This is a genomic window from Agrobacterium sp. A3-95 (genome assembly GCF_053521785.1).
The window spans coordinates 231,108-255,420 of record NZ_JBNWDR010000003.1; the positions used below are offsets into that span (position 1 = coordinate 231,108).

Below are 24,313 nucleotides of genomic sequence, written 5' to 3' on the forward strand. Positions count from 1 at the left end.
AGCGCAGTTTTATGGTGGAAAATCAACCATGTGTAGAATGACTCCCTTTATGTATTTAAGGGAGTTCTGCTATATCGGAAATGTGATTTTCGGTGTTCGAGACGTGTATCCATAAAGGCATGATTGCGCTGTATCGAGCGTCGCACCACTTCAACGGGGACACATGAACATGGCAATTTTAGACAATCTCTCCCGCTATCGCCCGCAGGCACTCGGGGCGCTGCGCATCATGACGGCGCTGCTTTTCATTTCGCATGGAACGCAGAAGCTGTTCGGTTTCCCGGCATCACAGATGGACGGCTCCCTGCCGACGATGCTGCTGGTGGCGGCGCTTCTGGAAGCCGTTGGCGGCATTCTCGTGCTGGTCGGCCTTTTCACGCGTCCGGTTGCCTTCATCCTGTCTGGCCAGATGGCTGTTGCCTATTTCATTGCGCACGGGCCTAAGAGCTTCTTCCCCGCTCTCAATGGGGGCGACGCCGCGATCCTGTTCTGCTTCATCTTCCTTTATCTCGTGTTTGCCGGTCCGGGCGCTTTCTCGGTGGATGAACGCCGGGCCTGATGGGCCGCTGCAATCACCGGTCTGTCATTGAAGCCCCGCATGGCTGGTACCGTGCGGGGCTTCATGCTTTTGAAGCGGTGGAAACTTCGGCCGTCACCGAAGCATAGATGCTTGTTTTCGGGTTAGGAACGGTTCATCCTGAACGCAGTTGGAAAATTGATCCGTGACCAGTCAAAACCCTATCGCCCGCGAATTGCTGCTGCTTGCCCTGTTGTCCACTCTATGGGCCGCATCCTACACTTTCATCAAGATCGGGGTGGAGACCATACCACCGCTGACCTTCATTGCCGCAAGAACCCTGATTGCCGGTCTGTTGCTGCTGGCGGTCATTCGCCTGCGCGGGCTGCGGTTGCCGCGGGATTTCGCCACATGGCGGCTCTTCTTCGTTCAGGCCTGCATCAATAGCGTATTGCCTTTCACGCTGATCGCGTGGGCGGAGCAGAGCATCGATGCCGGTCTCGCCGTCATCCTCAATGCGACGACGCCGATCTTCACCTTTCTTCTCACCGCGCTGATCATCCGGCATGAGCAGGTCAGCGGGCGCAAGCTGTTCGGCACTGTTGCGGGCATGACAGGTGTCTGTCTCATCATCGGTCTGGATGCGTTGAACGGGGCGGGTGAGGCGCTGTGGAGCCAGATTGCCGTGCTGACTGCAGCCTTTTCCTACGCCTGTGCCGCCATCTTCAGCAAAAACTTCAGGGGTCTCGATCCCGTTATGCCTGCCGCCGGCTCGCTGATCTGCGGCGCCGTGCTTCTGTTGCCGGTGAGCGTGATCGTTGACCGGCCCTGGACATTGTCGCCATCTTCGGCGTCGCTCACCGCACTTGTGTGCCTCAGCGTCTTTTCAACGGCGCTCGCCTTCATGGTCTATTTCCGGCTGATGCAGACGCTCGGTTCGGTCGGTACCACGTCGCAGGCGTATCTGCGGGTTCCGATCGGTGTCGCCATTGGCATGGTGTTTCTTGGAGAAGTGCCGACGCCTGCAATGTGGGTGGGTCTTGTCTGCGTGATTGCCGGGGTGCTGGCCATGACCCTGCCGTCGCGGCGCCGGTCTTTGGCGCAGGGCGGTTGAGAGCAAAAAGAAAACCCCGCAAGCCTGCGCTTGCGGGGTTTGAAGGTAGACACGCGATACCGGGGAATCGGCTCGCGCAGAGTTAAGTTACTTAGCGGTTACGGCCGCGATTGCCGTTTCCGTTGCCGGAAGCGCGCTTTTCCTGACCGTTGCCGCCAGCAGGAGCGTGACGGTTGCCACCGCTGCCGCCGGGCTTGCGGGCAGGGCGGCGCTGCTTGCGAGGGCCGGCCGGGCGACCTGCGTCACCTTCCGCCGTCTTCACGCGCTTGAAGTCTGACGTGACTTCCAGATCGTTGTCCGCATCACGCGGGGCGTGGTGACGCGAGGGACGGGGCTCGCCATTGTGGCGTCCGCCTTCGCGGGGTCCACGCGGCTGGCCGCCATTGTTGTTGCGACCACGGTTGTTGTTGTTCGGGCGCGTCGGGCTGGCAAGACCGGCCGGACGTTCACCGGATGCAACCGGGATATCGATCTTCATCAGCTTTTCGATATCGTGCAGCAGACGTGTTTCGTCCGGTGCGCAGAACGCGATGGCAATGCCGTCGCGGCCGGCACGGGCGGTACGGCCGATGCGGTGGACATAGGCGTCGGGCACTTCCGGCAGGTCATAGTTGAAGACGTGCGTCACGGCCGGAATATCGATGCCGCGGGCAGCGACGTCGGTTGCGACCAGAACCTTGATCTCACCGTCCTTGAAGCCCTTCAGTGCCCGCTCGCGCTGGCCCTGGCTCTTGTTACCGTGGATGGAGGCGACCTTGAAGCCGATATGTTCCAGATGCTTGTAGAGCTTTTCCGCGCCGTGCTTGGTGCGCAGGAAAACGATAGAGCGGCCATCCGGGTTTTCGTTGAGCGACTTCTTCAGAAGGTCGGTCTTGTCGTTCTTGCCGGCGACGAAATGCACGTATTGCTCGACCTTGTCGGCGGCCTTGCCCGGAGGTGTTACCTCGACCTTGATCGGGTCCGTCAGGAAGTTGCTGGCAAGCTCGGAAATCGCCTTCGGCATCGTTGCCGAAAACAGCAGGGTCTGGCGCTTGGCCGGAACCATCTTGGAAATCTTGCGCAGATCGTGAATGAAGCCCAGATCGAGCATCTGGTCGGCTTCATCAAGCACCAGATAGGTGACCTTGGAAAGCGAGATCGCGTTGCGGGCGATGAGGTCCAGCAGGCGGCCAGGTGTCGCCACCAGGACGTCCGTGCCTTTTTCGAGCTGAAGCTGCTGCTTGTTGATCGACGCGCCGCCGACAACCTGGTTGATGCGCAGCGGCGTCTTCTTCACGAAGGAGCGCAGGTTTTCGCCGATCTGGTTCACCAGTTCGCGGGTCGGTGCAAGGATAAGGGTGCGGGTGGTGCGGTTTGCCGGGCGGTCGGCTTGCTTCATCAGCATTTCGATGATGGGCAGGCCGAATGCTGCCGTCTTGCCCGTGCCGGTCTGTGCGAGGCCGATGAGATCACGGCCTTCAAGCAGCAGCGGAATGGCCTTTGCCTGAATGGGGGTGGGGGTTGTGTAGCCGAGCTGGGTAACGCTGGCCACAATCTTTTCAGAGAGGCCGAGTTCGCTAAAACTGGTCAATAGTAATGCCTTTCGGGGCGCCAAAAACCAATCGTCCGGAGCAGTTGCTGCTGTCCGGCGGTTTCGGCGTCAAGAACCCCGCGTGAATTGGGAACTTGTGGGTTGGAATAACTTTCTGCGCATCAGTGCGGCAAAACGCCGTCTTCTGTATTCGTTGCGCTTTTCCTTCATGCGGGCCAAGTCATCTTGGTCATGTGCTGCAGCTCACGCGGCTGCCGAAGGTGAAAGCTTGACCGGCATGTGGGCGTTTTATGGCGTAAAGTCAAGCAATAGTTTTGTAACGCTGCCGTCCCGCGGCGCATGGCTGCCATGCATAAGGCAGGCTGGCGATTACCGGCGAGGCGCGGAGGCTTGCGAATAATTATGGTTAAAAAAGGGTAAAGCGACCATTCCGCACATAGCAAATAGCGGTTTTCTCACATAACGTTTTTGCAACGACGTCTGGAAATATTTGATTCGACAAGGATGGAACTGCACGGTGTGGAGTATCGCTTGACCCAAGGATGCGGGTTGCTGGAAAAAGCTTACGGGGCAATCGCCGCCCTGGATTTGCCCGCGTGCATCAAGGACAGCGAGCTTCGCTACCTCATGGTCAATGCAGCCTATGGCCGGGTCATGGGGCGTCCGCCCGCCGCGTTCACGGGCCACACCAGCCTTGCCCTTTCCGCCGATATTCGCGATGCCGAGCGCGAGGACAGGGAGCGCCGCTCGCTGGTCTTTGCCACGGACGAAGTGATTTCATGCCATGGTGCAGCGTCTTCAGGGCCTTACAAGCTGCGTTGCGAACGTTTCACCGGCGATGACGGCAGTCTGTTCCTGTTTGAGGTGTTCGAAGAAATGCCCTCTGTCGTGAAGGGTGTTTCGGACGGCGGCAGCGCCGACCTGCTTTTCGACAGCGGCGTTATCGACCTCATCGATGCTGGTATCGTGATTTATGACCGTGAAAACCGGCTCGTCTATTGCAATGCGCGTTTCGTGGAATTCTACAGCGATTTCAACCTCCAGCTAAAGCCCGGCACCCGGCTTGAGACGCTGATGGAGGCGGTCTATTTCTCGAGCGGCTACCGCAGCGTGAAATCGGACGATCCGGATTACCAGGCATGGCTGCAGAAGCAGCTGCGGGATTTTTCCCTGCCCTATCTCGAAAGGGTGGAGCAGTTTGCCGATGGCCGCTGGGTGCGTATGGTCAACAAGCGGCTGGAAAACGGCATGCTGGTGGGGCTTCGCGTCGATGTGACGGAGTTCAAGGCGCATGAGACCCTGCTTAGCAAGCAGATCCGCGAGACCTGGCTGCTGCGCGCCGCGCTTGAGCAATTGCCCGTGGGCGTGTTCCTGCGGGATCAGGACAGGCGGCTGACCTTTGCCAATGCGGCCTTTGAGAAATTCCGGGGCGGCAGCCTCGCCGACTATTTGGGCAAGACCGAATGCGAGATGTTTCCGGAGGAGGGCGCAGAGTTCCAGCGGGAAAACGAGCATATCCTGCAAACCGGAGAGGCGATTGAAAAGACGGGAACCATTCCGCTTTCGGATGGCGGCGCCGTTCCGGTCATAACCCGGCTCGGCCGGGTCACGACGCCCGATGACGAATATTATCTGGTGGGTTCAGTCACAGATGTCAGCCTGCTGAAGGAGCGGGAAAATGCGCTGATCGCGGCGCAGGCGCAGGCCGAAGCGCTGCATCGCCAGTTCGAAACGGTTCTTCATGCCCTGCCGGTTGGCGTACTACTCCTCAACGCGGATCTCGTCATCGAATATGTCAATCCGTGCTTCGACACGTTATGGGGCGAAATCGGCGGCGAGAAGTCGCTTGTCGGCAAAAGCTATCGCGAATTCATGGAGGCGAATTTCGAAAGCGGCCTTTATGACTATGGCGATATACCCTTCGAGGAGCTCTACAACCAGCGCGCAGAACGGCTGCTCAACGACAAGGTCTTCACGCCGCGCGAGGTGCGCAGCAAAAGCGGCAAGGTCACCGTCATTTCCAAGACCCGCCTCGACGGCGGAAAAATCCTCAGCACCTATGCCGATGTGACCGACGTGCGCATGCGCGACGCCGAGATCAGTGAGGCAAAGGCCGAACTTGAGCGTGTCGGCGAATATATGCAGGGCGCCACGCGCGCCATGGCGCAGGGGCTGGTGCTGGTCGAGCAGGGAACCATCATCATGTCCAACGAGGCTGTGGCGCGAATGTTCGACGTGCCGCCGCAGCTGTTGGAAAAGGGCTGCAACTGGTCGGGGTTCTTTGCCCATTGTGCCGGGCGCGGAGATTTTGGCACCAAAGAGGAGGCGGCCGCGACGCTGACCGCCTGGAGAGAGCACATAGCCGCCAACAGGCCGTTCTCCTGGCTGATCCATATTGCCGGAAAGACGTGGCTCAATCTGGAAGCGACCAACAGTTCCGGCAATTACTGGCTCATCATCGTCACCGACGTCACCGAGATGAAGATGCGCGAGGAGGAGTTGCAGCGGCTGCTTTCCCGCGCCGAAGCGGCAGATCGCGCCAAATCTGAATTCCTTGCCAATATGAGCCATGAAATCCGCACGCCGATGAATGGCGTGCTCGGCATGGCGGAACTTCTGGCCAAATCCAATCTGGATACACGCCAGAAAACCTTCACCGATATCATCGTTAAATCCGGCAATGCGCTCCTGACGATCATCAACGACATTCTCGACTTCTCCAAGATCGAGGCCGGGCAGATGAAGCTGCGCAGCGTGCCTTTCGATCCGGCGGAAGCGGTGGAGGATGTGGTTTCCCTCCTGTCCTCAGCGGCGCTGGAAAAGAACATAGAGCTGGTCGTCCGGATCGATCCGTCGGTTTTCGGCAAGGTCATGGGGGACGCCGGGCGGTTCCGCCAGGTCGTCACCAATCTTGTTGGAAACGCCGTCAAGTTCACGGAAATGGGGCATGTGCTGATCGAACTTTCGGCGCAGTCGGCCGAAGCGTCGGAGACCATTCTGTCGCTGCGCGTCGAAGATAGCGGCATCGGCATTCCCGCAGACAAGCTAGAAACCATCTTCGACAAATTCAGCCAGGTCGACGGTTCAGCGACGCGGCGGCACGAGGGAACGGGATTGGGACTGGCGATCACGGTCGGTCTTGTCGGTCTTTTCGACGGTACGATCAATGTGGTGAGCGAAGTCGGCAAGGGATCGACCTTCGAGGTCAATATTCCGTTTCACGTTACGGAAAAACGGCGCGACGCTCCGCTTCTTGCCATGGCGATCGAGGATATACGCGTACTCGTCATCGACGATAACGACGTCAATCGCCGCATACTGACGGAGCAGCTGAAGACATGGGGAATCGACGGCCATGCTGTGCAGGACGGGCCATCAGGCATTGCCGTGCTGCAGGAGGCTGCGTCCCTCGGTTTTGCCATCGACGCCATCATTCTCGATTATCACATGCCTGTTATGAACGGGCTGGATGTGGTCGAGCGGATCAGGGCGGATAGCCGTTTCGACGATATCGCCATCGTGTTCCTGACGTCTATGGATGTCGTAGGTGACGAGAGCCTGTTCACCGATCTCAGCGTGCAGGCGCATCTGATGAAGCCGGCGCGGGCGCGTCTGTTGCGTTCCACCCTGTTCGATGTGGTGCGGGATGTGCGGCAGAAGCGCGCCCGGCAGGATCCGCAGGGGCTGGGGTCAGGCGGCAGCGATGCGCCGGTGCGGCCGGACAATGGCCCCACGGACAAGAAGCGGCGGCTTGTGTCACCTCCGACGACGGCTCCAGACCGGCGCCGACCCTGCCTTGTGGATGTGCTGGTGGCCGAGGACAACGACGTCAACCAGATTGTCTTTACCCAGATCTTGCAGCAGGCGGGTTTGCGGTTCCTGATCGTCGGCAATGGCAAGAAGGCCGTTCAGGCGTGGGAGGAGCACAACCCCGCCGTCATCCTTATGGATGTGTCGATGCCGGTGATGAACGGGCATCAGGCGACAATGGCAATCCGCGCCGCCGAACAGGCGGCTGCCGACGGCCGGCATGTTCCGATCATCGGCGTTACCGCGCATACACAGGACGCGGACCGCGAGCTTTGCATCGCAGCAGGCATGGATGATTATCTGTCGAAGCCCATCAGCCCCGAAATTCTCGAGGACAAGATCGCGCAATGGCTGGGAGACGCGATGCCACGCCGCGACGTGCCGACCGCCTGACAGTGAAGGCCGGTTGCTGCTGTGGGAGCCGTCTCAGCGGGATGGCTTGGTGCCGCACAGCATCTCACGCTTTCCGGCAAACCCTTTGCGGCGCTCCAGTTCAAAACCGGCGGCGATGAGGTTGCGGCGGACGAAGCCAGCGGCGGCATAGGTGGCGAATGTGCCCCCCGGTACCGTTTTGCCGAACAGCGTCTGCATGATTTCCAGCGACCACATGTCGGGATTGCGGGCAGGGGCGAAACCGTCCAGAAACCAGGCGTCGAAGCCTTCGCTTCTGCCGGAAATGCCGGTGAGCGCTTCGCCGCACACCACTGTCAGGCGCGTCTGGTCATCCAGTTCGATATCGACCTCGCCTTTCGGGTCCGCCGGCCAGCGGGCGACCAGTGCCTTGCGTTCGGTATCAACTTCCGGCCAGCGGGAAAGCGCCCGGTCAATCTCGTCCGCCTTCATGGGGTAGAGTTCGAAGGACATGAAATGCAGCTTGGAGTGACCGTTGCGCACCTCTTTCCATTGACGCCAGGTCTCGCAGAGATTGAGACCGGTGCCGAAGCCAAGTTCGCCGATGCGGAAGATGCTCTCTCGCTCAAGCCAGCGCTGCGGCAGGCCGTTTCCGGACAGAAAGACATGGCCGCATTCCAGCCTGCCATCCGTCTGGCAATAAAAATGATCGTCAAAGGCTAGCGAATAGGGCATATCCCCCTCACGCCAGTCGAGCGCGGCGGGCGGATTGTCGGTCGCCGAACCGATATCTTCGGTGTTTTCCTTGGAATGTGTCATGACTAATGCCGATAGTCCCGCTTTCGAATCTGGTCAATCACCAAGATTGCGGGCACCAAGATTGCCTGGCTCGGTGCCGCTCCTCATCGTCGGTGGCGGCATTATGGGGCTGTGGGCTGCCGTCAAGGCAGAGAGGATGGGCATAAGCGCCCTGCTGCTGGAAGCGGGCCGTCTTGGAGATGGTGCAAGCGGCGGGCTGTTGGGCGCACTGATGCCGCATATGCCGGACCGCTGGTCGGACAAGAAGCAATTCCAGTTCGACGCTCTCGTTGCACTGGAAAAACAGATCGCCGAGTTGGAAGCCGAGACCGGGCTTTCCGCCGGTTACCGGCGCTGCGGCCGGATCATTCCCCTGCCGAAACCACATTTGCGCAGCATTGCCGAACGGCACGAGCGGGATGCCGGGGAAAACTGGGTTTCAGACGGGCGCCGGTTCCACTGGCATGTCGGTGACAGCCCTTCCGTTGCCGGATGGGTGGACGATGCGGCGGGAAAAGCGGGCTTCGTGCTGGATACGCTGGCCGCACGGGTTTCTCCCCGGGCGATGATCACCCTTCTGTCGGCTTTCCTCCGCAACGCCCGGCATGTGCGGGTGGCGGAACAGTGCCGCGTCGTCTCGCTCGATCCGGATAAAGGGCGGGCGGTGCTGTCGTCGGGCGACGAGGTCGCCTTCGATCATGTGATCGTCGCGAACGGCCATGGTTCCTTCGCGCTGATCCGCGATGCCATCGGTCTGGAACCCGGCATTGTGCTTGGACAGGCGGTGAAGGGGCAGGCCGCCCTTCTGGATGCTGCGGCCGACCCGGCCATGCCGGTCGTTTTTCTGAACGGTCTCTACATCGTGCCGCATGAGGATGGCACTGTCGCCATCGGCAGTACCAGCGAAGATTGTTTTTCCGATCCATTCAGCACCGACGAAAAGCTGGAAAAATTGCTCGCGGATGCATGCGCCGTGGTGCCGTCGCTTGGCCGTGCGCCGGTGATCGAACGCTGGGCCGGGTTGCGGCCGAAGGCGGTTGGACGGGACCCGATGGTGGGTACACTTTCCGAATATCCGCGGCTCGTGGCGTTATCGGGCGGCTTCAAGGTCAGCTTCGGCCTTGCCCACTGTCTTGCAGATGCTGCGTTGCAGGCCGTGTGTGGCCACACGCCGGACGTGCCTTCCGGTTTTCGCCTTCAAGAACACGTGAGTATTGCTGTCCGGACTTTAGAAACTTCTGATTAGTTTGGTCCACGTCGTTAATCTGTCACGCAAATCGCTTACTTGCTGGCCTGCAAAGAGCCCCGTTTGGCCGCATTTGCGGCGAGGTGATAGCGCATGCGATACGCCATCCATTTCACGCCTTCCCCCAACGACCCGCTGACGCAGGCGGCTGCCGCGTGGCTGGGACGCGATGCCTATTCAGGCCATGCGGTGGAGCCGCCGGGCACGATCGATCTCGGCATGCAGGAGATTTCCTACCATACCGCCCTGCCGCGCCGTTATGGTTTCCACGGCACCATAAAAGCCCCGTTCCGTCTTGCCGAAGGTCATTCCGAGGCCGCGTTGTTGCGCGACCTGATGTATTTTTCCGGCAGGCAGGACCCCTTCACGCTGCCACAACTTATAGTAGCGCGGCATGACAATGTCTTCAGCCTCGTTCCCGAGCGCCCCTGCGAAGTACTGAATTTTTTCGCAGCCCGTGTGGTGCAGGAATTCGACCGCTACCGCGCGCCGCTCTCCGAGGCGGAAATCGAGCGGGCGGATCCCGACCGGCTTTCGGCTTCGCAGCTGACCAATCTGCACCGCTGGGGCAGTCCGCATGTGATGGACGAGTTCCGTTTTCAGATGTCGCTGACGGGCGGTGTCGAGCCTTCCAGCAGCCAGAGGATCGAGCGTGCCGTGCGCAAGGTTTTCGAGCCGCTGCTCACCCGGCCTCTGTCATTTTCCAGCCTTGCGCTTTTCATCGAGGATGAACCCGGTGCGCCTTTCCGGGTGCACTCGCTGCACCCCATGGGTCGTGTTTCCGCCCGAAAGATCGCCTGAGAAGCGCCCCGCAGAAATCGTACACAAAAAAGCATCGGAATGTCGGCAAAATTGCTCTCGACATTCCGAATTCGGATGCTACCGTCCGTGCATCGCATGTCTGAAGCGTGTCGTGTTTACCCGTGTCGGGCGGACACCTTCGGATGGTTGTTTTGCTCATGTCTTCCAGAAGCGGGTTCCGCGTCGGGAGAGGTGTTTTGGGTGGCTGAATGATTTCCGAGAATTACTCCCGCAATCTGGTGGGCTACGGCCGCAATAGTCCCGATCCGAAATGGCCGGGCGGCGCACGCATCGCCGTGCAATTCGTCATCAATTACGAAGAGGGCGGCGAAAGCTGCATTCTCGACAACGACAAGGCGTCGGAATCGCTGCTGTCGGAAATCGTCGGTGCGCAGCCCTGGCCCGGCCAGCGCAACCTGAACATGGAATCGATCTACGAATATGGCTCACGCGCCGGTTTCTGGCGGCTGTGGCGCATGTTCACCGATCTCGGCGTCACCACAACTGTTTATGGCGTGACCGCTGCCATGGCGCGCAACCCGCAAGCCGTTGCGGCAATGAAGGAAGCGGGTTGGGAAATCGCCAGCCACGGTTATCGCTGGCTGGAATACAAGGATTTTTCCGAGGAGGAAGAGCGCAAGCATATTGCCGAAGCCGTGCGCCTGCATACGGAGCTGACGGGCGAGCGCCCCTTTGGCATGTATCAGGGCAAGCCTTCCGACAATACGTTGCGTCTCGTCATGGAAGAGGGTGGTTTTCTCTATTCGTCCGATTCCTATGCCGACGATCTGCCCTATTGGGTGAAGGGATTGCAGGATAAACCGTTCCTGATCATTCCCTACACGCTCGACACCAATGATATGCGTTTCGCCACGCCGCAGGGTTTCAATTCCGGCGACCAGTTCTTCGCCTATCTGAAAGACGCTTTCGACGTTCTTTATCAGGAAGGGCTTGAAGGCGCGCCGAAGATGATGAGCGTCGGCCTGCATTGCCGTCTCGTCGGCCGTCCCGGCCGCGCCGCAGCCCTTCGCCGTTTCATCGAATATGTGCTGGGCCATGAAAAGGTGTGGATCCCGAAGCGTATCGAGATCGCTCGTCACTGGCATGAAAACCACAAGCCGGGAACGCTCTGATGCTGACGCGGGATGAATTTGTCAGCCGTTTCGGCGGTGTGTTCGAACATTCGCCTTTTATCGCCGAACGGGCCTATGATGTCGGAGGCGCAGGTCTGGAGTTAACAGCGAAGGCGGTTCATGGCGGATTATGTGCGCAGTTTCGTGCCGCCTCCGAAGCGGAACGGCTGGGTGTTTTGCGCGCGCATCCTGATCTTGCCGGCAAGCTCGCAATAGCAGGTGAGTTGACCGCCGATAGCCGCAATGAACAGGCGGGCGCAGGGCTTGACCGGCTTTCGCCCGAGGAGCATGCGCGCTTCACCGAGCTGAACTCCGCCTATACGCAAAAATTCGGCTTTCCGTTCATCATTGCGGTCAAGGGGCTGAACAGGCACGATATTCTCTCCGCCTTCGAGACGCGTATCGGCAATGATGCGGCGACAGAATTTGCGACGGCGACGGCGCAGGTGGAAAAGATCGCCTGGCTGCGCCTTTCCTCGATGCTGCCCGAGGGCTGAATTGGCGAGCGGCGGTCGTTCCGCTATACTCGTGCTATCTGGAGATTGAGGCCATGAGACCCTCCGAGGTGCTGGAAAAGAACAGGGAAGCGATCCGCGAAGCAACGAAGCGCTTCAACGCGGCAAACCCGCGCGTGTTCGGTTCCGTCGCCCGTGGCGAAGACAGGCCGGACAGCGATCTGGATATTCTGGTGGATGCGTTGCCGGGGACCACTCTGTTTGATCTTGGCGGATTGCTGGAGGAACTGAAGACTATCCTCGGTGTCGAGGTTGACGTCGTCACCTCAGGCGGCCTGCACTCGGATATCCGGGCGCGTGTTCTGATGGAAGCCAAAGCAGTATGAGTACGGATCGACTTCTGCTCTACCTGAAGGAGATGGATGTTGCCGCCTCCCAAATACGGGATTTCATTCAGGATATGGATGAGGCCACTTTTTCTTCCGATACGCGAACCCAGATGGCTGTGATGATGTGCCTTGCCCTGATTGGCGAGGCGGTCGCAAAACTGGACAAGTATTACCCCGCGTTTTTACAGCAGCACCCGGAAATCCCCTGGATTAAGATGAAGGGTATGCGCAATTTGATCGTGCATGATTATTTCCGGGCGGAACTCTCGGTGGTCTGGAAAACGATAACGCAGAGCATTCCGGATTTGCAGGCGCGTCTCTCACTCCTCCGAAACTGGCATGCCCAAGGTGAATGACATTTGACTGATTTTCTCGAGATCAAGCCTCTCACCAAAGAGGCGTTCGCATCCTTCGGTGATGTGATCGAAATTACACCCTCTTCCATGCGCCACATCAATGGCGGCCAGACCGAGCGGCATCATGCGCTTGCGGTACCCGAGGCAGCGGGCGAGGGTGCGCGCATCATCCTCAATATTTTCCGCGGACAGCCGCGTACCTTTCCCCATACAATCGAGATGATGGAGCGGCATCCGTTCGGCAGCCAGAGTTTCTCGCCGCTGTCCGGCAGGCCTTTCCTTGTCGTCGTTGCCGAGGACGAGGGCGGCAAGCCTGGTCGGCCGCAGGCTTTTCTGGCGGGCGGCGATCAGGGCGTGAACTACCGCCGCAACGTATGGCATTATCCGTTGATGCCGCTGCAGGCGATTTCGGATTTTCTGGTTGCCGATCGCGAGGGGCCGGGCAACAATCTGGAAGAGCATTTTTTCGATGCGCCCTACATGATCGCGGAGCCTAGCCTATGACCGGTTTGACCACCCACGTCCTCGATGCCGCCCATGGCACGCCCGCCGAAGGGCTGACGATCGAGCTTTACCGGCTCTCGGGTGATCGTCGCGAGAAGATTAAGACGGTTAAGACCAATAGCGATGGCCGCGTTGATGGCGGGCCGCTACTTGTGGGCGACAGTTTCAAGGCCGGGGAATACGAGCTGGTTTTCCATGCGGGCGATTATCTGCGTGGCAAGGGCGTCACCCTGGCGGAACCCGCCTTTCTCGACATCATCCCCATCCGTTTCGGCATTGCCGACGAGAGCGGCCATTACCATGTGCCGCTTCTGCTTTCGCCCTATAGTTACTCCACCTATCGAGGAAGCTGACCGCCATGATCTTTGCCGCCATTGCCGATATTCATGGAAACTGCGCCGCACTGGAGGCCGTGCTTGAGGATATCGCGAGCCTGGGCATCAAGGACGTCGTTAATCTCGGCGATTGCTTCAGCGGTCCGCTGGAAGCGGGTTTTACCGGCGATGTGCTGGTTGGCAACTGGATACCCAGCGTTCTCGGCAATCATGATCGCGAATTGATCGAGCGCGCGCCGGAAGAGATGGGCAGCTGGGAGAGGCCGGCGCATGCGCAGCTGACCGCCGCGCATCTGGACTGGCTGCACACCCTGCCGTTCAGCATGGTTTTCAAGGACGTCGCCTATTGCTGCCACGGCTCGCCGCGCGGTGATCTGGAGTACTGGCTGGAAACGCTTTCGCCGGAAGGGGTGCTGAAATTGCGACCGCTTTCCGAAATCGAGGCCATGGCTGATGGCATCACCCAGCCGCTGATGCTTTGCGGCCACACACATATCGCCCGCACCGTGCAGCTCTCCGATGGCCGCCTGATCGTCAATCCCGGCAGCGTTGGCTGCCCCGGCTGGAAGGATGACACGCCGTTCGACCATCATGTCGAGGTTGGTCATCCGCTTGCCAGCTACGCCGTGCTCGAAGAAACCGCACGCGGCTGGCAGGTCTATTTCCGGCAGATACGCTACGATAATCTTGCCATGGCCGAGATGGCGAAGGTCAACGGCATTCCGTATCTGGCCGATGCGTTGGAAAACGGTTGGCTCAAGCGGTAGAACTCACCCTTCGCTGTTCATGACAACGCAGGCATAAGACTGCGCCTTCAACTCCTTACAGGCGGAAACCGCCGAAGACTGGTCTTCAAAGCCGGTAAAGCGGGCGCGGTAGAGCGTTGCCGATCCGCTTTGCACCGCTTCGGTATAGGGCGCGATGCCGGAGTAGCTGCCGGCGATGTTGGAACGCGCATTGGCGAGCAGCGAGCGGGCGGCAGCTTCGCTGTCGGTGGCGGCGATCTGCACTTCCCAGCGGCTGCGTTGGCCGGTCATTTGTGCAGCGGGTGCGGGTTTCGGAATGGCAGAGACCTGGATCATATCCGCCATCTGGCTGTTCGCCGTGGCGATCTGCATGGCGATCGGATCGGCGCGACGCTCGGCAAACATAGGCAATGGTACGGTTGCCGGAGGGACGGCTGCGGGCGGCACATCGAAAGTGCGGCTGACATTGGCGCTTGCCAAGAGCTGTTCGGTATTACGGCTTCTCGAGGCCTGCGGCATCGCCTTGTCCAGCAGAGCAGCCATCTGCGCATCGCGGCCGCGCGCGGTCTTGCCGCCCAGCACGACGCCAACGACACGGCGGCCATTGTGATTGATGGCGCTGACGAGGTTGAAGCCCGACGCATTGGTGTAACCGGTCTTGATGCCGTCCATGCCCTGATAGCGATACATCAGATTATTGTGGCCACGGATGCGCTTGCCCCGGAAGCTGAAGGATTCCATGGCAAAGAGGCCGTATTCTTTCGGAAAGTCGCGCTGCAACGCAAGGCCGAGTTTCGCCATGTCGCGCGCCGTCGTCACCTGCGATTTGCTGGGCAGGCCTGAGGCGTTGCGGAAAACCGTCTTGGTCATGCCAAGCTGGCGGGCCTTACGGGTCATCATCTGCGCAAATTGTGCCTCGGACCCGCCGAGATGGTCGCCCATGCCTTCCGCCATGTCATTGGCGGATTTGACGATCATGCCGTAGACGGCTTCGCGCACCGTAAACGTCTGGCCCTCGCGCACATAAAGCTTCGAGGGGATGACGGCTGCGCCGTTCCTGGACATCCTTATCTTCTGGTCCCAGCGAATCCGGCCGGCGTGCAACGCCTCGAAGGTCATATAGAGCGTCATCATCTTGGTCAGCGATGCCGGGTGGTTCAGCACATCGGCGTTCTGCGCGGCGAGGACCTTTCCGGTATTGGCATCCATGATGAAATGGGCATAACCGGCCTGCGCAGGCGATGCCTGCAATGAGAGGATCGCGCAAAAGAAGGCGAGTGCGAATACCCATGCGCCCGCCATTCCCCGTTTGATCGTTCCCGACATGGTCCACCCCTTTATGTTCGATCGCCGCGATGGGCGAAGTTTTACTGACACTTTCCGGCAACAAAACCGCTAAAACTTTAGAGATCGCTTTCATGCTTAATTAAGTATGAAATTCAAGTCGGCCGTCGCCCTCACAATTTCCTTGCAAAGAAACCAACCATCCGGTATGTTTGCCGTCATGACAAATGCACATGAACGCAAAAAGCAGCCTGAGATCGTTCGCCGCAATCTTCTCGATTGCGCGGCGAAACTCGCTGCCGAGCAGGGGGTTGCGGCGCTTTCCGTGCAGGCAGTGGCCGATGCCGCCGGGGTGACGAAGGGTGGGTTGTTTCATCATTTTCCTTCCAAGCAGGTGCTGCTGGAAGCGGTGATGACTGACCTTCTGGCGGCTCTGGACGCTGAGATCGACGACCTCATCTCACAGGATTGTGAAGCTTTTGGGAGCTTCACAAGGGCCTATGTGAACGCGGTTTTCTCGGATCGGGGCAGGGATTCGGGCAGGCAATGGGCAGCGATCTCGGTTTCCATGGTCGGTGAACCGTCGCTTCGGCGCATGTGGAACAGCTGGATTGAGGGGCGCCTTGCCCGTCATAAAGAAACGGATGACGGGGTGGTGCTGGAGATGGTGCGGCTTGCGGCTGACGGCATCTGGTTTGCCGATCTACTCGCCGACGACGGTAAAGCGGGTGGCGACAGGGCGGCTCTGAGGGCCCGGATGATCGCCCAGACGAAAAAGGAAGTGGAACGATGAACGCGGCTGTTTTGACTTATGGGGCGCTTGTCGCGGCTATCGTCTGCGAGGTCATCGCAACTTCCTTTCTGCAGCAATCGCAGCAATTCACCAAGCTGTTGCCGACGGTGCTGATGGCTCTGTTTTACGGTGCGGCCTTTTATCTCCTGTCGTTCACGCTCCGGGCGCTGCCGGTCGGCGTTGCCTATGCGATCTGGAGCGGGCTTGGCATCGTACTCATTTCCAGCATTGGCTATTTCGTGTTCCGCCAGACGCTCGATATTGCTGCGGTGGTTGGTCTTGGGTTCATCGTGACCGGGGTGGTGATCGTCAATGTGTTTTCGAAGACGATTGGGCATTGAGCGGACTTCTCCACCTCATTCCTGTTCTTGTCAGAGGAATCCAGCCGGCGCGCGTCTGCGCGACGAGAATAGTCCGTTCAGCCCAAGGGCTTGGGCTCGCTGGATCCCTGTGACAAGCACAGGAATGAGGGAGGCGGCGTAAAGGCGATATTCTTACCGAAGCATCGGCTTCGATCTATACGTTGTATGCCGTGTCGTCACCATCACGCCAGAATGCTGCGATCGACGTCCGTAATCAGCCGCTTCCCGCAAAGCGCCATGCTGATATCCATTTCCTTGCGGATGATCTCGAGCACTGTCGTCACGCCCTGCTTGCCATTCGCGCCGAGGCCGTAGAGGAACGGGCGGCCGATGTAGGTTCCCTTGGCGCCGAGTGCTACCGCCTTCAGCACGTCCTGGCCGGAGCGAATGCCGCCGTCCATATGTACCTCCACCCTGTCGCCAACGGCGTCGACGATCCTCGGCAGCATGGCGATCGAGGAATGCGCGCCGTCGAGCTGGCGACCTCCGTGGTTGGAGACGATGATGGCGTCCGCGCCGGTATCGAGCGAGGCGCGCGCATCTTCCTCGTCAAGGATGCCCTTGAGTATGAGCTTGCCGCCCCAACGCTCCTTGATCCATTCGACATCCTTCCACGACAGGCGCGGATCGAATTGCTCGGCCGTCCAGGAGGAGAGCGACGAGAGGTCGGAGACGTTCTTGGCGTGGCCGACGATATTGCCGAAGCTGCGGCGCTGGGTGCGCAGCATGTCGAGGCACCATTTCGGCCGTGTGGCCATCTGCCAGATGTGTTTCGGGGTGAATTTCGGCGGGGCGGAGAGGCCGTTGCGCAGGTCCTTGTGGCGCTGGCCGAGAATTTGCAGGTCGAGCGTCAGCACCAGCGCCGAGCATCCGGCGGCTTTGGCGCGATCGATCAGATTATTGACGAAGTCGCGGTCCTTCATCACGTAAAGCTGGAACCAGAAAGGTTTGGAGGTGACGGAGGCGACATCCTCGATGGAGCATATGCTCATGGTGGAAAGCGTGAAAGGCACGCCGAATTCTTCCGCCGCTTTTGCCGCCAGCATCTCGCCATCGGCATGCTGCATGCCGGTTAGTCCAGTGGGGGAGAGCGCCACCGGCATCGAAACCTTCTGACCGATCATTTCGGTGGCGAGCGACCGGTCGGTCATATCCACCAGCACACGCTGGCGCAGCCTTATCTTGGAAAAATCCTCCTCATTGGCGCGGTAGGTGCCTTCCGTCCAGGCGCCGCTATCGGCATAGTCGAAAAACATCTTCGGCACACGGCGCTGAGCCTGTTTCTTCAGGTCCGCTATGGTGAGGATTTTGCCCATGGATAAAGCCTTCACATTTGAATGATGGCTTCATATATCACAATTGTGGCGGGTGCGACATCAAAATCGACAGGGTTTCAACCCCAGAAAGCTCGCAAAAACAGCTCAGCCCCAAGCAATAGCAGGCAGATTAGGAACCAGCGCCTGAATGTCGCGGGAGTGACGATGCGGCGGATATTCTGGCCAAGCCACATGCCGAGAAGCGCTGGCAGGACGGCGAGTGCGGAAAGCGACATGTGCTCGACGCGGAAGGCGTCCTGAGAGGCAAGGCCGGCGGCAAGCGCAACGGTGGAAACGGTGAAGGACAGGCCAAGCGCCTGCACGAGATCATCGCGGCTGAAGCCAAGCGACTGGATATAGGGCACGGCGGGGACCACGAAAATTCCGGTGCCGCCGGTCAGAAGGCCGGTCGCCAGCCCGACGGCCGGGGAGAGTTTCGGTTCCAGCCTTGCGGGAACGGCGAAGGGCTTTGCAAGAAGGCTGTAGGCTGCGTAAGCCGCGAGGCATAATCCGAGTGTCGGGGTAGTCCAGACGCCGGTGCCTGATGTCATCAGCCGGATGCCGAGAAGCGTGCCGACGGCAATGGCGATCATCATCGGCCATAGTCGCGAGACGACCGCCTTGAAATCGGGTCCGGCCAGCAATTGCCAGATATTGGTGATGAAGGAGGGCAGAATGAGCAGGCCAGCTGCAACGACCGGCGGCATGAAAAGGCCGAGAACGCCCATGGCAACGGTCGGCAGGCCCATGCCGGTGACGCCCTTCACGACGCCCGCGACGATGAATGTCGCGACAATCATGAGCGTTGTGGTTGTCTCAAAATCCGGCACGGCGCACTCCAGAGGTCATTCGCATTTCGGCTGACTTGGGCTGTCAGGCAATCATATGAAACGGGCGAGTGCGGCCTGTTTCTTCTCCCCGGCGGGGAGAGAAAAACAGGCGACGCCCGCTCGTTTCAATATGTACTGATATAGATGAGGCCACGACCTGATGTTTCGGCCTAAACCGAACTATGCAAGCGCGCTTTTCATCGCCTTGCCGGCCACGTAGGTTTCGACGACGGTGCGGTCGTCGCCCATGGTCAGCATCAGGAACAGTTCTTCGGTCAGGCTTTTCACCACTTCCATCTTCAGCGCCATGGCGGGTGTCGAGGAGGCGTTCAGCACGGTGATGTCGGCATCCGTGCCGGCGTCCAGCGTGCCGATGCGGTCGACCATGGAAAGCGCTTCGGCGTTGCCGCGCGTCATCAGATACCAGCTTTCCAGCGGGTTCAGGCGTTCGCCCAGCAATTGCTGGATCTTGTAGGCCTCATCCATGGTGCGCAGCATGGAATAGCTCGATCCGCCGCCGATATCGGTCGCGACTGCGATGCGCACCGGCTTTTCGCGCCGTTGCAGCTTTTTCATCGGGAAGAGGCCGGAGCCGATGAAGAGGTTCGATGTGGGGCAATGCACGGCGACTGCACCGGTTTCCGACAGCACGTCCGCCTCACGTTCCGAGAGGTGGATGGCGTGGCCGAGCAGGGTCTTGTTGCCCATCAGGCCGTAACGCACATAGATGTCGGTGTAATCGGTCGCTTCCGGGTAGAGCTCGCAGGTATATTTGATCTCGTCCAGATTTTCGGAAAGATGCGTCTGGATGAAGAGATCGGGAAATTCCTGCGCCAGCGCCTGGGCTGCTTCCATCTGTTTCGGCGTAGAGGTGATGGCGAAGCGGGGCGTGATGGCGACGTGGTTGCGGCCCTTGCCGTGCCAGTCGGCGATGACGGCCCGGGTCTCGTCATAGGAGGTTTCCGGCGTGTCCAGCAGGCCCTGCGGGGCGTTGCGGTCCATCATCACCTTGCCGCCCACCATCAGCATGCCGCGCTTCAGGGCCTCAGTGAAAAACGCATCGGCTGAGGTCTTGTGCACGGAGCAATAGGCGACAGCCGTGGTGGTGCCGTGGCGCAGAAGCTCATCGTAAAAATGTGTGGCGATGCGCTGGGCATGCGCGCTTTCGACGAAACGGCATTCTTCCGGGAAAGTATAGGTATTCAGCCATTCCAGAAGGTTGGCGGCATAGGAGCCGATGACCTGCATCTGCGGGAAATGCAGGTGCATGTCGATCAAGCCCGGCACGATGAGATGAGGGCGGTGGTCCTTCTCCTCAATGTCATCAGGTGCCTGCTTGCGAATATCGGCATAGTCGCCAATGGCGGCGATCTTGCCGTTTTCGATAAGCAGGCCGCCATCCTCGATGTAGAGATAGCTTTGCGTATCGTCGATTGCGAGCGGCGCGCGGCGGAAGCTTAACAGGCGGCCACGCAGCAGAACCATGCTCATTCGGTTTTTTCCTTGGCGTCTTTGCCCGCGGAAACGGCGCTTTCATACCATGCGGTCAGCACTTTGCGCTCCTGCGGGGTGATGGCGGTGATGTTGCCGGGAGGCATGGCATGGCTGCGGCCGGCTTGCAAATAGATTTCGCGGGCGTGTGCGGCGATTTGCGCGTCGGTTTCGAGCTTCACAGATTTCGGCGTGAAGGGCACGCCTTCCCACACCGGCTCGGCGGCGTGGCACATGGAACAACGGCCCTGAACGACATCGCGGGCGCTCGCGAAATGGGCGTCGCTGACGAATTGCTGCTGCATCGGCGAAAGCGTTGCCGCCTTCTGTTCTTCTTCGCCGGTCAGCACCTTCGGCACGGTGGAAAGCCACATGATGACGATGAAGATGAGCGCGGTCAGCAGCCAGGTCCATGTCGGCTTGCCCTTGCGGGCATGGGTGGTGTTGAACCAGTGGCGGATGGTGACGCCCATCAGGAAGACGAGTGCTGCGATGATCCAGTTGAACTCGGTCGCAAAGGCCAGCGGATAGTGGTTCGACAGCATGAAGAAGATGACGGGCAGCGTCAGGTAGTTGTTGTGCAATGAGCGCTGTTTGGCGATGCGGCCATATTTCGGGTCCGGCGTGCGCCCGGCGATCAGGTCGGCAACGACGATCTTCTGATTGGGAATGATGATGAAGAACACATTCGCCGACATGATGGTGGCGGTGAAAGCGCCGAGATGCAGGAAGGCGGCGCGGCCGGTGAAGACCTGCGTATAGCCCCACGCCATCGCCACCAGCGCGACGTAAAGCACCACCATCAGGCCCCAGGTGTTGTTGCCAAGCGGCGATTTGCAGAGGAAATCGTAAAATAGCCAGCCGACAGCAAGCGATGCCAGCGACAGACAGATGGCCTGGAACTGGGTGAGCGCCAGCACCGAATGGTCGATGAGGAAAAGGTCGGCGCCGCCGTAATAAACGATGCACAGCATGGCGAAGCCGGACAGCCAGGTGACGTAGCTTTCCCATTTGAACCATGTCAGGTGTTCGGGCATCTGGGCCGGGGCGACCAGATATTTCTGGATGTGGTAAAAGCCGCCGCCATGCACCTGCCACTCCTCGCCATAGGCCCCCGGCGGCAGATGCGGCCGTTTGACCAGCCCAAGATCGAGCGCGATGAAATAGAAGGACGAGCCGATCCAGGCGATGGCGGTGATGACGTGGAGCCAGCGGACGGCAAAGGCCATCCATTCCCACGCAATGGCATATTCGTACATTCGGTTCCCCTGATCCTTGTGCAGCGCACCTTGCGAGAAATTTGACCGTTAGGAAAGGGAAAAGCAAACACCGCACGATGATTGTTCACAATCCCGTACGCTCGTGTCCACAACTTTGGCGCAGGCGCTGCGACGCCCCGCTTCCGGCCTGCCCAATCGTCAAGGAGCCGTCCTGCCGCTGAGTTTGTGCTTAGCTGGCTAACGCGACTCAGCTATTATCCGTTGAGCAGTCTGCTGATGTGCAAAACTATTGGGCTGCGGGGCCTTGGAGCGACCTGCGTCCGAAAGGACGCTTCGAAGGGCACTCTGACACATTTATGTTGCGCATGTTCTTTCCGGTTTTCGGTCAGAGGCGCAGGGCTTCAATGACATGTTTTCGCTGGCGGTTCATTCCGAAAGCGGGTGCTGCGAACCCTGGGGGCGGGGGGCAGATCAGGGGCAGGTGTTGCAGTTCCCGGTGCCGTTGCGTCCGGGTATGCGTTGATGCTTGGATTTTGAATGAAGTGACGCAATGACCTTCCGGCAGCCGCCGTTGTTTTCAACGGAGACCGTGCCGATGCGCCTTGTTCTGACAGTTCTTTTCCTGCTGATGGCGTTCAACGCCACGGCGCTTGCGCATGAATCCCACAAGGGGTTCAAATATGAAAGCTACTGCTGCAATGGCGACGCCGAAACCGGCGATTGCCAGATGATCCCTACGCGAAGTGTTCGTGTCACGCAGGATGGTTACGAGGTGTCGCTTGCGCCCGGCGATCATCGTCTGGTGACGCGGCGCCATGTCTTCAGCTGGTCGCAGCGTGAGGCAAGACGATCCGAGGATGGAGAATATCATCTCTGTCTGTTTCCGGACGAGGACACGCCGCGCTGCTTTTATGCGCCTGATATGGGGTATTGAGATGTTTGCGGCCGGTTTTCGTCGATCCGCTTCAGTATCCAGTCGCGAAACAGCCTTATCTTGCGAATGTTCCTGCGGTTTTCAGGGTATACGAGCCAATAGTTCTTACCTTCGTTGCTGAGGTGCTCGAAGGGCTGATAAAGGCGGCCGAGGGCAATCTCGTCCGCATAAAGTTCAGGGGTGAGCATGGCTACCCCCTGGCTGGCAATTGCCGCTGCGGCTTCGAAAGCCTGCACGCTGAGGCGGCTGCGCGGATAACGGTCGAGGCCCGGATTTTCGATGCCGACTTCCCGGAACCATTGGCTCCACCAGATGTCACCCGGATCGATGATGCGCAGGCGCAGAAGATCCTCCGGCTTATTCAATCCGCCGATGCTTTCGGCAAGGTTCGGATGCAGCATCGGCGTGTAAACGCCCCGCAGCAACTGATGATAGATCAGTCCTTTGCCATCGTCGCTGCTCCAGCGGATGGCGACATCGCAATCGGACTGCGTAAAATCGATCAATGCGCTTGATGTGTCGAGCCGCACGGCGATCGAGGGATGTTCAAGCTGGAAAGCTCCCAGATGCCGCGAAAGCCAGCGCGATGCGAAAGTCGCGGTGGAGTGAATGGTCAGGGTGGTGTCAGAGGTGTCACGGACATTGTCGACGGCCTCCCGTAAAGTGTTGAAGGCTTCCGCAACTTTCGGCGCCAGTTTCTGCCCGGCCTCGGTCAGCACAACCTGCCGCGCCTTTCTGATGAAGAGCGGCTCGCCAACATTCTCTTCCAGCAGTTTCACCTGATAGCTGACCGCCGTCTGCGTCATGCCCAGTTCCTCACCGGCCTTGGTGAAGCTGAGATGCCGGGCGGCGGCTTCGAACACGCGCAGGGCATTCAGGGGGAACTGGCGGGACATTTTCATGGATAAGTTCTCTTTATGCCAACTGCCAAAGGTTTCATTGGTTTTTATCCGGAAAACAGAGCATTTTTAGCTCAATTCATCAACTGAGCTTCTGACATTTTTTAAATGGAGACGAACATGCGCACAGCACTCTTGCGCGCGTGGTCCCGCCTGCGCGCGGGTCTGCGGACCGCGGAACGGTTTTCCCTTGAAAGCCTTCGACCGGATAATCTGGTAGATGAAAGCCTGCCCGACGGGATCAGGCGTGATCTTGGTCTTGAGGATGGCCGCGCTGATTTTCGGTGCGACGGGTTTCGGCAGCGGAAAATGCTTGCAGCAACTCGGCTGCCACAAGGGCCGCTATGATGGCGGGGCGCTTGTCCCTGACGCTACTTCCACCGATCGGCAGGATGAGTTTTTGAAGGCGGGTAGCGGGTTCTCCCTCCCGCTCTAGCCAATGGGCGAAGGTGGCGCGTTTGGTTTTCGAGCCGATCATGCCAACATAAGCGAGATCGTCGCGGGCAAGCGCTTCCTTTGCAATCAGGAAATCGAGTGCGTGATCGTGGGTGACGATGATCGCAGCGCCGTTTGCGGGAATTTTCGCGATCAGCGCTTCCGGCATGGGGGTCAGCACGGATACGACACCGGCTGAAAGATCGCGCAACTCGTTTTCACGGGTTTCCACCACGGTCAGTGTCAAAGGCAGAAGGGACAGAGCATCTGTCAGCGCCTTGCCGACATGGCCCGCCCCGAAAATGAAGACGGCCTGCTGCTGCTCGGTTTCAGCCTTAAGCCTTGCCTCGAGTGCTGCCGCGATGTCCGGCGTTACCAGCCGGAAGCGGAGCAGGGTGCGGCCGCCGCAGCACTGGCCGATTTCGGGGCCGAGCGGAATATCCATGCCGTCTTCGGTCGTACCGTTCTTCAACATGGCACGGGCATGGTCTATCGCCGTATATTCGAACTGCCCGCCGCCGATGGTCTCCCACAGCGCCTTCCGGCTTACCAGCATGAAGGTTCCCGCCTCGCGCGGCGATGACCCTTTCACGGCCTCGATTTCCACGAGGATTGCAGGTCCGGAGCTGGCGAGGAAGCGGGAGAGGGACGTCATTATGTCCC

24 protein-coding genes are annotated in these 24,313 nt (G+C 59.4%); 15 read left to right on the forward strand and 9 right to left on the reverse strand.

All coding sequences use genetic code 11. The features are described from left to right. Positions 1–163: 163 nt before the first annotated feature. Both ACQZ5Y_RS10555 and ACQZ5Y_RS10560 read left to right on the forward strand, forming a co-directional pair. Positions 164–559, forward strand: a complete 396-nt coding sequence (locus tag ACQZ5Y_RS10555; protein ID WP_019565150.1) for a DoxX family protein — start codon at positions 164–166, stop codon at positions 557–559. 163 nt (positions 560–722) lie between these two features. Next, the gene (locus ACQZ5Y_RS10560) at positions 723–1,631 is read left to right on the forward strand and encodes a DMT family transporter (RefSeq protein ID WP_025594240.1); all 909 of its coding nucleotides are present in this window, start codon (positions 723–725) and stop codon (positions 1,629–1,631) included. A 91-nt stretch (positions 1,632–1,722) separates the two neighbouring features. Here the strand turns inward: ACQZ5Y_RS10560 and ACQZ5Y_RS10565 are convergent, their stop codons facing one another. Next, positions 1,723–3,201, reverse strand: a complete 1,479-nt coding sequence (locus ACQZ5Y_RS10565; RefSeq protein WP_003513690.1) for a DEAD/DEAH box helicase — start codon at positions 3,199–3,201, stop codon at positions 1,723–1,725. A gap of 465 nt (positions 3,202–3,666) precedes the next feature. On the opposite strand from ACQZ5Y_RS10565, the gene ACQZ5Y_RS10570 reads away from it, so the two are divergent. After that, complete coding sequence (locus ACQZ5Y_RS10570; protein WP_174049878.1) at positions 3,667–7,365, forward strand: response regulator; 3,699 nt, start codon at positions 3,667–3,669, stop codon at positions 7,363–7,365. Between the two features lie 33 nt (positions 7,366–7,398). Here ACQZ5Y_RS10570 and mnmD read toward each other — a convergent pair whose 3' ends face one another. Continuing rightward, positions 7,399–8,142 (reverse strand): tRNA (5-methylaminomethyl-2-thiouridine)(34)-methyltransferase MnmD, encoded by a 744-nt coding sequence (mnmD, locus tag ACQZ5Y_RS10575; RefSeq protein ID WP_174049876.1) that lies wholly within the window; start codon positions 8,140–8,142, stop codon positions 7,399–7,401. Between mnmD and ACQZ5Y_RS10580 the strand changes: the two genes are divergently transcribed. From ACQZ5Y_RS10580 to ACQZ5Y_RS10620, 9 genes are all read left to right on the forward strand, one after another. Then, positions 8,141–9,367 (forward strand): NAD(P)/FAD-dependent oxidoreductase, encoded by a 1,227-nt coding sequence (locus ACQZ5Y_RS10580; protein ID WP_112290354.1) that lies wholly within the window; start codon positions 8,141–8,143, stop codon positions 9,365–9,367. The two genes, mnmD and ACQZ5Y_RS10580, sit on opposite strands and share 2 nt — an antisense overlap. A 93-nt stretch (positions 9,368–9,460) precedes the next feature. Next, the gene (locus ACQZ5Y_RS10585; protein ID WP_003513684.1) at positions 9,461–10,168 is read left to right on the forward strand and encodes a DUF1045 domain-containing protein; all 708 of its coding nucleotides are present in this window, start codon (positions 9,461–9,463) and stop codon (positions 10,166–10,168) included. Between the two features lie 209 nt (positions 10,169–10,377). Beyond that, positions 10,378–11,301 carry an allantoinase PuuE gene (puuE, locus tag ACQZ5Y_RS10590; RefSeq protein ID WP_145166665.1) on the forward strand — a complete coding sequence of 308 codons (924 nt, stop codon included), beginning with the start codon at positions 10,378–10,380 and terminating at the stop codon, positions 11,299–11,301. Next, on the forward strand, positions 11,301–11,798 hold the full coding sequence (uraD, locus tag ACQZ5Y_RS10595; protein ID WP_003513681.1) for a 2-oxo-4-hydroxy-4-carboxy-5-ureidoimidazoline decarboxylase: 498 nt from the start codon (positions 11,301–11,303) through the stop codon (positions 11,796–11,798). Before puuE ends, uraD begins: the two co-directional genes overlap by 1 nt. A gap of 53 nt (positions 11,799–11,851) precedes the next feature. After that, positions 11,852–12,142, forward strand: coding sequence for a nucleotidyltransferase family protein (locus ACQZ5Y_RS10600; RefSeq protein ID WP_003513679.1), 291 nt, complete (start codon positions 11,852–11,854; stop codon positions 12,140–12,142). Between the two features lie 32 nt (positions 12,143–12,174). After that, on the forward strand, positions 12,175–12,501 hold the full coding sequence (locus ACQZ5Y_RS10605) for a HepT-like ribonuclease domain-containing protein (RefSeq protein WP_272871254.1): 327 nt from the start codon (positions 12,175–12,177) through the stop codon (positions 12,499–12,501). A 3-nt stretch (positions 12,502–12,504) separates the two neighbouring features. Then, on the forward strand, positions 12,505–13,005 hold the full coding sequence (locus ACQZ5Y_RS10610; RefSeq protein ID WP_174049874.1) for an ureidoglycolate lyase: 501 nt from the start codon (positions 12,505–12,507) through the stop codon (positions 13,003–13,005). Further along, on the forward strand, positions 13,002–13,358 hold the full coding sequence (gene uraH, locus ACQZ5Y_RS10615; protein ID WP_003513673.1) for a hydroxyisourate hydrolase: 357 nt from the start codon (positions 13,002–13,004) through the stop codon (positions 13,356–13,358). The genes ACQZ5Y_RS10610 and uraH overlap by 4 nt, the downstream gene beginning before the upstream one ends. Before the next feature lie 5 nt (positions 13,359–13,363). Continuing rightward, complete coding sequence (locus ACQZ5Y_RS10620) at positions 13,364–14,107, forward strand: metallophosphoesterase family protein (RefSeq protein ID WP_112391421.1); 744 nt, start codon at positions 13,364–13,366, stop codon at positions 14,105–14,107. Positions 14,108–14,110: 3 nt separating this feature from the next. Here the strand turns inward: ACQZ5Y_RS10620 and ACQZ5Y_RS10625 are convergent, their stop codons facing one another. Beyond that, positions 14,111–15,388: a D-alanyl-D-alanine carboxypeptidase gene (locus ACQZ5Y_RS10625; RefSeq protein WP_162696516.1), complete on the reverse strand. Its 1,278-nt coding sequence runs from the start codon at positions 15,386–15,388 to the stop codon at positions 14,111–14,113. Between the two features lie 190 nt (positions 15,389–15,578). Here ACQZ5Y_RS10625 and ACQZ5Y_RS10630 point away from each other — a divergent pair, with 190 nt between their 5' ends. Beyond that, positions 15,579–16,163, forward strand: a complete 585-nt coding sequence (locus ACQZ5Y_RS10630) for a TetR/AcrR family transcriptional regulator (RefSeq protein WP_174049872.1) — start codon at positions 15,579–15,581, stop codon at positions 16,161–16,163. Beyond that, positions 16,160–16,504 (forward strand): DMT family transporter, encoded by a 345-nt coding sequence (locus ACQZ5Y_RS10635; RefSeq protein ID WP_019565161.1) that lies wholly within the window; start codon positions 16,160–16,162, stop codon positions 16,502–16,504. The genes ACQZ5Y_RS10630 and ACQZ5Y_RS10635 overlap by 4 nt, the downstream gene beginning before the upstream one ends. Positions 16,505–16,707: 203 nt before the next feature. On the opposite strand, the gene ACQZ5Y_RS10640 is transcribed toward ACQZ5Y_RS10635, so the two are convergent. The 4 genes from ACQZ5Y_RS10640 to puuD all read right to left on the reverse strand — a co-directional run bounded on the left by ACQZ5Y_RS10640 (position 16,708) and on the right by puuD (position 21,421). Further along, positions 16,708–17,841 (reverse strand): alpha-hydroxy acid oxidase, encoded by a 1,134-nt coding sequence (locus tag ACQZ5Y_RS10640; RefSeq protein ID WP_174049870.1) that lies wholly within the window; start codon positions 17,839–17,841, stop codon positions 16,708–16,710. 77 nt (positions 17,842–17,918) lie between these two features. Then, a complete protein-coding gene (locus ACQZ5Y_RS10645; RefSeq protein ID WP_080797933.1) occupies positions 17,919–18,641 on the reverse strand; it encodes a sulfite exporter TauE/SafE family protein in 723 nt (240 codons plus the stop codon). Positions 18,642–18,851: 210 nt separating this feature from the next. Further along, the gene (guaD, locus tag ACQZ5Y_RS10650; protein ID WP_025594223.1) at positions 18,852–20,162 is read right to left on the reverse strand and encodes a guanine deaminase; all 1,311 of its coding nucleotides are present in this window, start codon (positions 20,160–20,162) and stop codon (positions 18,852–18,854) included. Beyond that, entirely contained in the window at positions 20,159–21,421 is a 1,263-nt protein-coding gene (gene puuD / locus ACQZ5Y_RS10655; RefSeq protein ID WP_025594222.1) for a urate hydroxylase PuuD, read from the reverse strand. The genes guaD and puuD overlap by 4 nt, the downstream gene beginning before the upstream one ends. Positions 21,422–21,977: 556 nt before the next feature. On the opposite strand from puuD, the gene ACQZ5Y_RS10660 reads away from it, so the two are divergent. Further along, entirely contained in the window at positions 21,978–22,316 is a 339-nt protein-coding gene (locus tag ACQZ5Y_RS10660) for a hypothetical protein (protein ID WP_003513656.1), read from the forward strand. Here the strand turns inward: ACQZ5Y_RS10660 and ACQZ5Y_RS10665 are convergent. Together ACQZ5Y_RS10665 and xdhC are read right to left on the reverse strand one after the other, a co-directional pair. Further along, complete coding sequence (locus tag ACQZ5Y_RS10665) at positions 22,292–23,218, reverse strand: LysR substrate-binding domain-containing protein (protein ID WP_013636655.1); 927 nt, start codon at positions 23,216–23,218, stop codon at positions 22,292–22,294. The two genes, ACQZ5Y_RS10660 and ACQZ5Y_RS10665, sit on opposite strands and share 25 nt — an antisense overlap. A gap of 238 nt (positions 23,219–23,456) precedes the next feature. Then, a complete protein-coding gene (xdhC, locus tag ACQZ5Y_RS10670; protein ID WP_174059885.1) occupies positions 23,457–24,305 on the reverse strand; it encodes a xanthine dehydrogenase accessory protein XdhC in 849 nt (282 codons plus the stop codon). Between the last annotated feature and the right edge of the window lie 8 nt (positions 24,306–24,313).

What these genes read in the sequence shown, in the direction of transcription:
- ACQZ5Y_RS10580 (WP_112290354.1), top strand. Translation starts at nt 8,141, where the DNA reads ATGACTAATGCCGATAGTCCCGCTTTCGAATCTGGTCAATCACCAAGA.
- ACQZ5Y_RS10625 (WP_162696516.1), bottom strand. Translation starts at nt 15,388, where the DNA reads ATGGCGGGCGCATGGGTATTCGCACTCGCCTTCTTTTGCGCGATCCTC.
- ACQZ5Y_RS10605 (WP_272871254.1), top strand. Translation starts at nt 12,175, where the DNA reads ATGGATGTTGCCGCCTCCCAAATACGGGATTTCATTCAGGATATGGAT.
- ACQZ5Y_RS10620 (WP_112391421.1), top strand. Translation starts at nt 13,364, where the DNA reads ATGATCTTTGCCGCCATTGCCGATATTCATGGAAACTGCGCCGCACTG.
- ACQZ5Y_RS10555 (WP_019565150.1), top strand. Translation starts at nt 164, where the DNA reads ATGAACATGGCAATTTTAGACAATCTCTCCCGCTATCGCCCGCAGGCA.
- ACQZ5Y_RS10600 (WP_003513679.1), top strand. Translation starts at nt 11,852, where the DNA reads ATGAGACCCTCCGAGGTGCTGGAAAAGAACAGGGAAGCGATCCGCGAA.
- ACQZ5Y_RS10665 (WP_013636655.1), bottom strand. Translation starts at nt 23,218, where the DNA reads ATGAAAATGTCCCGCCAGTTCCCCCTGAATGCCCTGCGCGTGTTCGAA.
- ACQZ5Y_RS10585 (WP_003513684.1), top strand. Translation starts at nt 9,461, where the DNA reads ATGCGATACGCCATCCATTTCACGCCTTCCCCCAACGACCCGCTGACG.
- xdhC (WP_174059885.1), bottom strand. Translation starts at nt 24,305, where the DNA reads ATGACGTCCCTCTCCCGCTTCCTCGCCAGCTCCGGACCTGCAATCCTC.
- uraD (WP_003513681.1), top strand. Translation starts at nt 11,301, where the DNA reads ATGCTGACGCGGGATGAATTTGTCAGCCGTTTCGGCGGTGTGTTCGAA.
- ACQZ5Y_RS10570 (WP_174049878.1), top strand. Translation starts at nt 3,667, where the DNA reads ATGGAACTGCACGGTGTGGAGTATCGCTTGACCCAAGGATGCGGGTTG.
- ACQZ5Y_RS10640 (WP_174049870.1), bottom strand. Translation starts at nt 17,841, where the DNA reads ATGGGCAAAATCCTCACCATAGCGGACCTGAAGAAACAGGCTCAGCGC.
- puuE (WP_145166665.1), top strand. Translation starts at nt 10,378, where the DNA reads ATGATTTCCGAGAATTACTCCCGCAATCTGGTGGGCTACGGCCGCAAT.
- puuD (WP_025594222.1), bottom strand. Translation starts at nt 21,421, where the DNA reads ATGTACGAATATGCCATTGCGTGGGAATGGATGGCCTTTGCCGTCCGC.
- ACQZ5Y_RS10630 (WP_174049872.1), top strand. Translation starts at nt 15,579, where the DNA reads ATGTTTGCCGTCATGACAAATGCACATGAACGCAAAAAGCAGCCTGAG.
- ACQZ5Y_RS10660 (WP_003513656.1), top strand. Translation starts at nt 21,978, where the DNA reads ATGCGCCTTGTTCTGACAGTTCTTTTCCTGCTGATGGCGTTCAACGCC.
- ACQZ5Y_RS10645 (WP_080797933.1), bottom strand. Translation starts at nt 18,641, where the DNA reads ATGATTGTCGCGACATTCATCGTCGCGGGCGTCGTGAAGGGCGTCACC.
- ACQZ5Y_RS10635 (WP_019565161.1), top strand. Translation starts at nt 16,160, where the DNA reads ATGAACGCGGCTGTTTTGACTTATGGGGCGCTTGTCGCGGCTATCGTC.
- uraH (WP_003513673.1), top strand. Translation starts at nt 13,002, where the DNA reads ATGACCGGTTTGACCACCCACGTCCTCGATGCCGCCCATGGCACGCCC.
- mnmD (WP_174049876.1), bottom strand. Translation starts at nt 8,142, where the DNA reads ATGACACATTCCAAGGAAAACACCGAAGATATCGGTTCGGCGACCGAC.
- guaD (WP_025594223.1), bottom strand. Translation starts at nt 20,162, where the DNA reads ATGAGCATGGTTCTGCTGCGTGGCCGCCTGTTAAGCTTCCGCCGCGCG.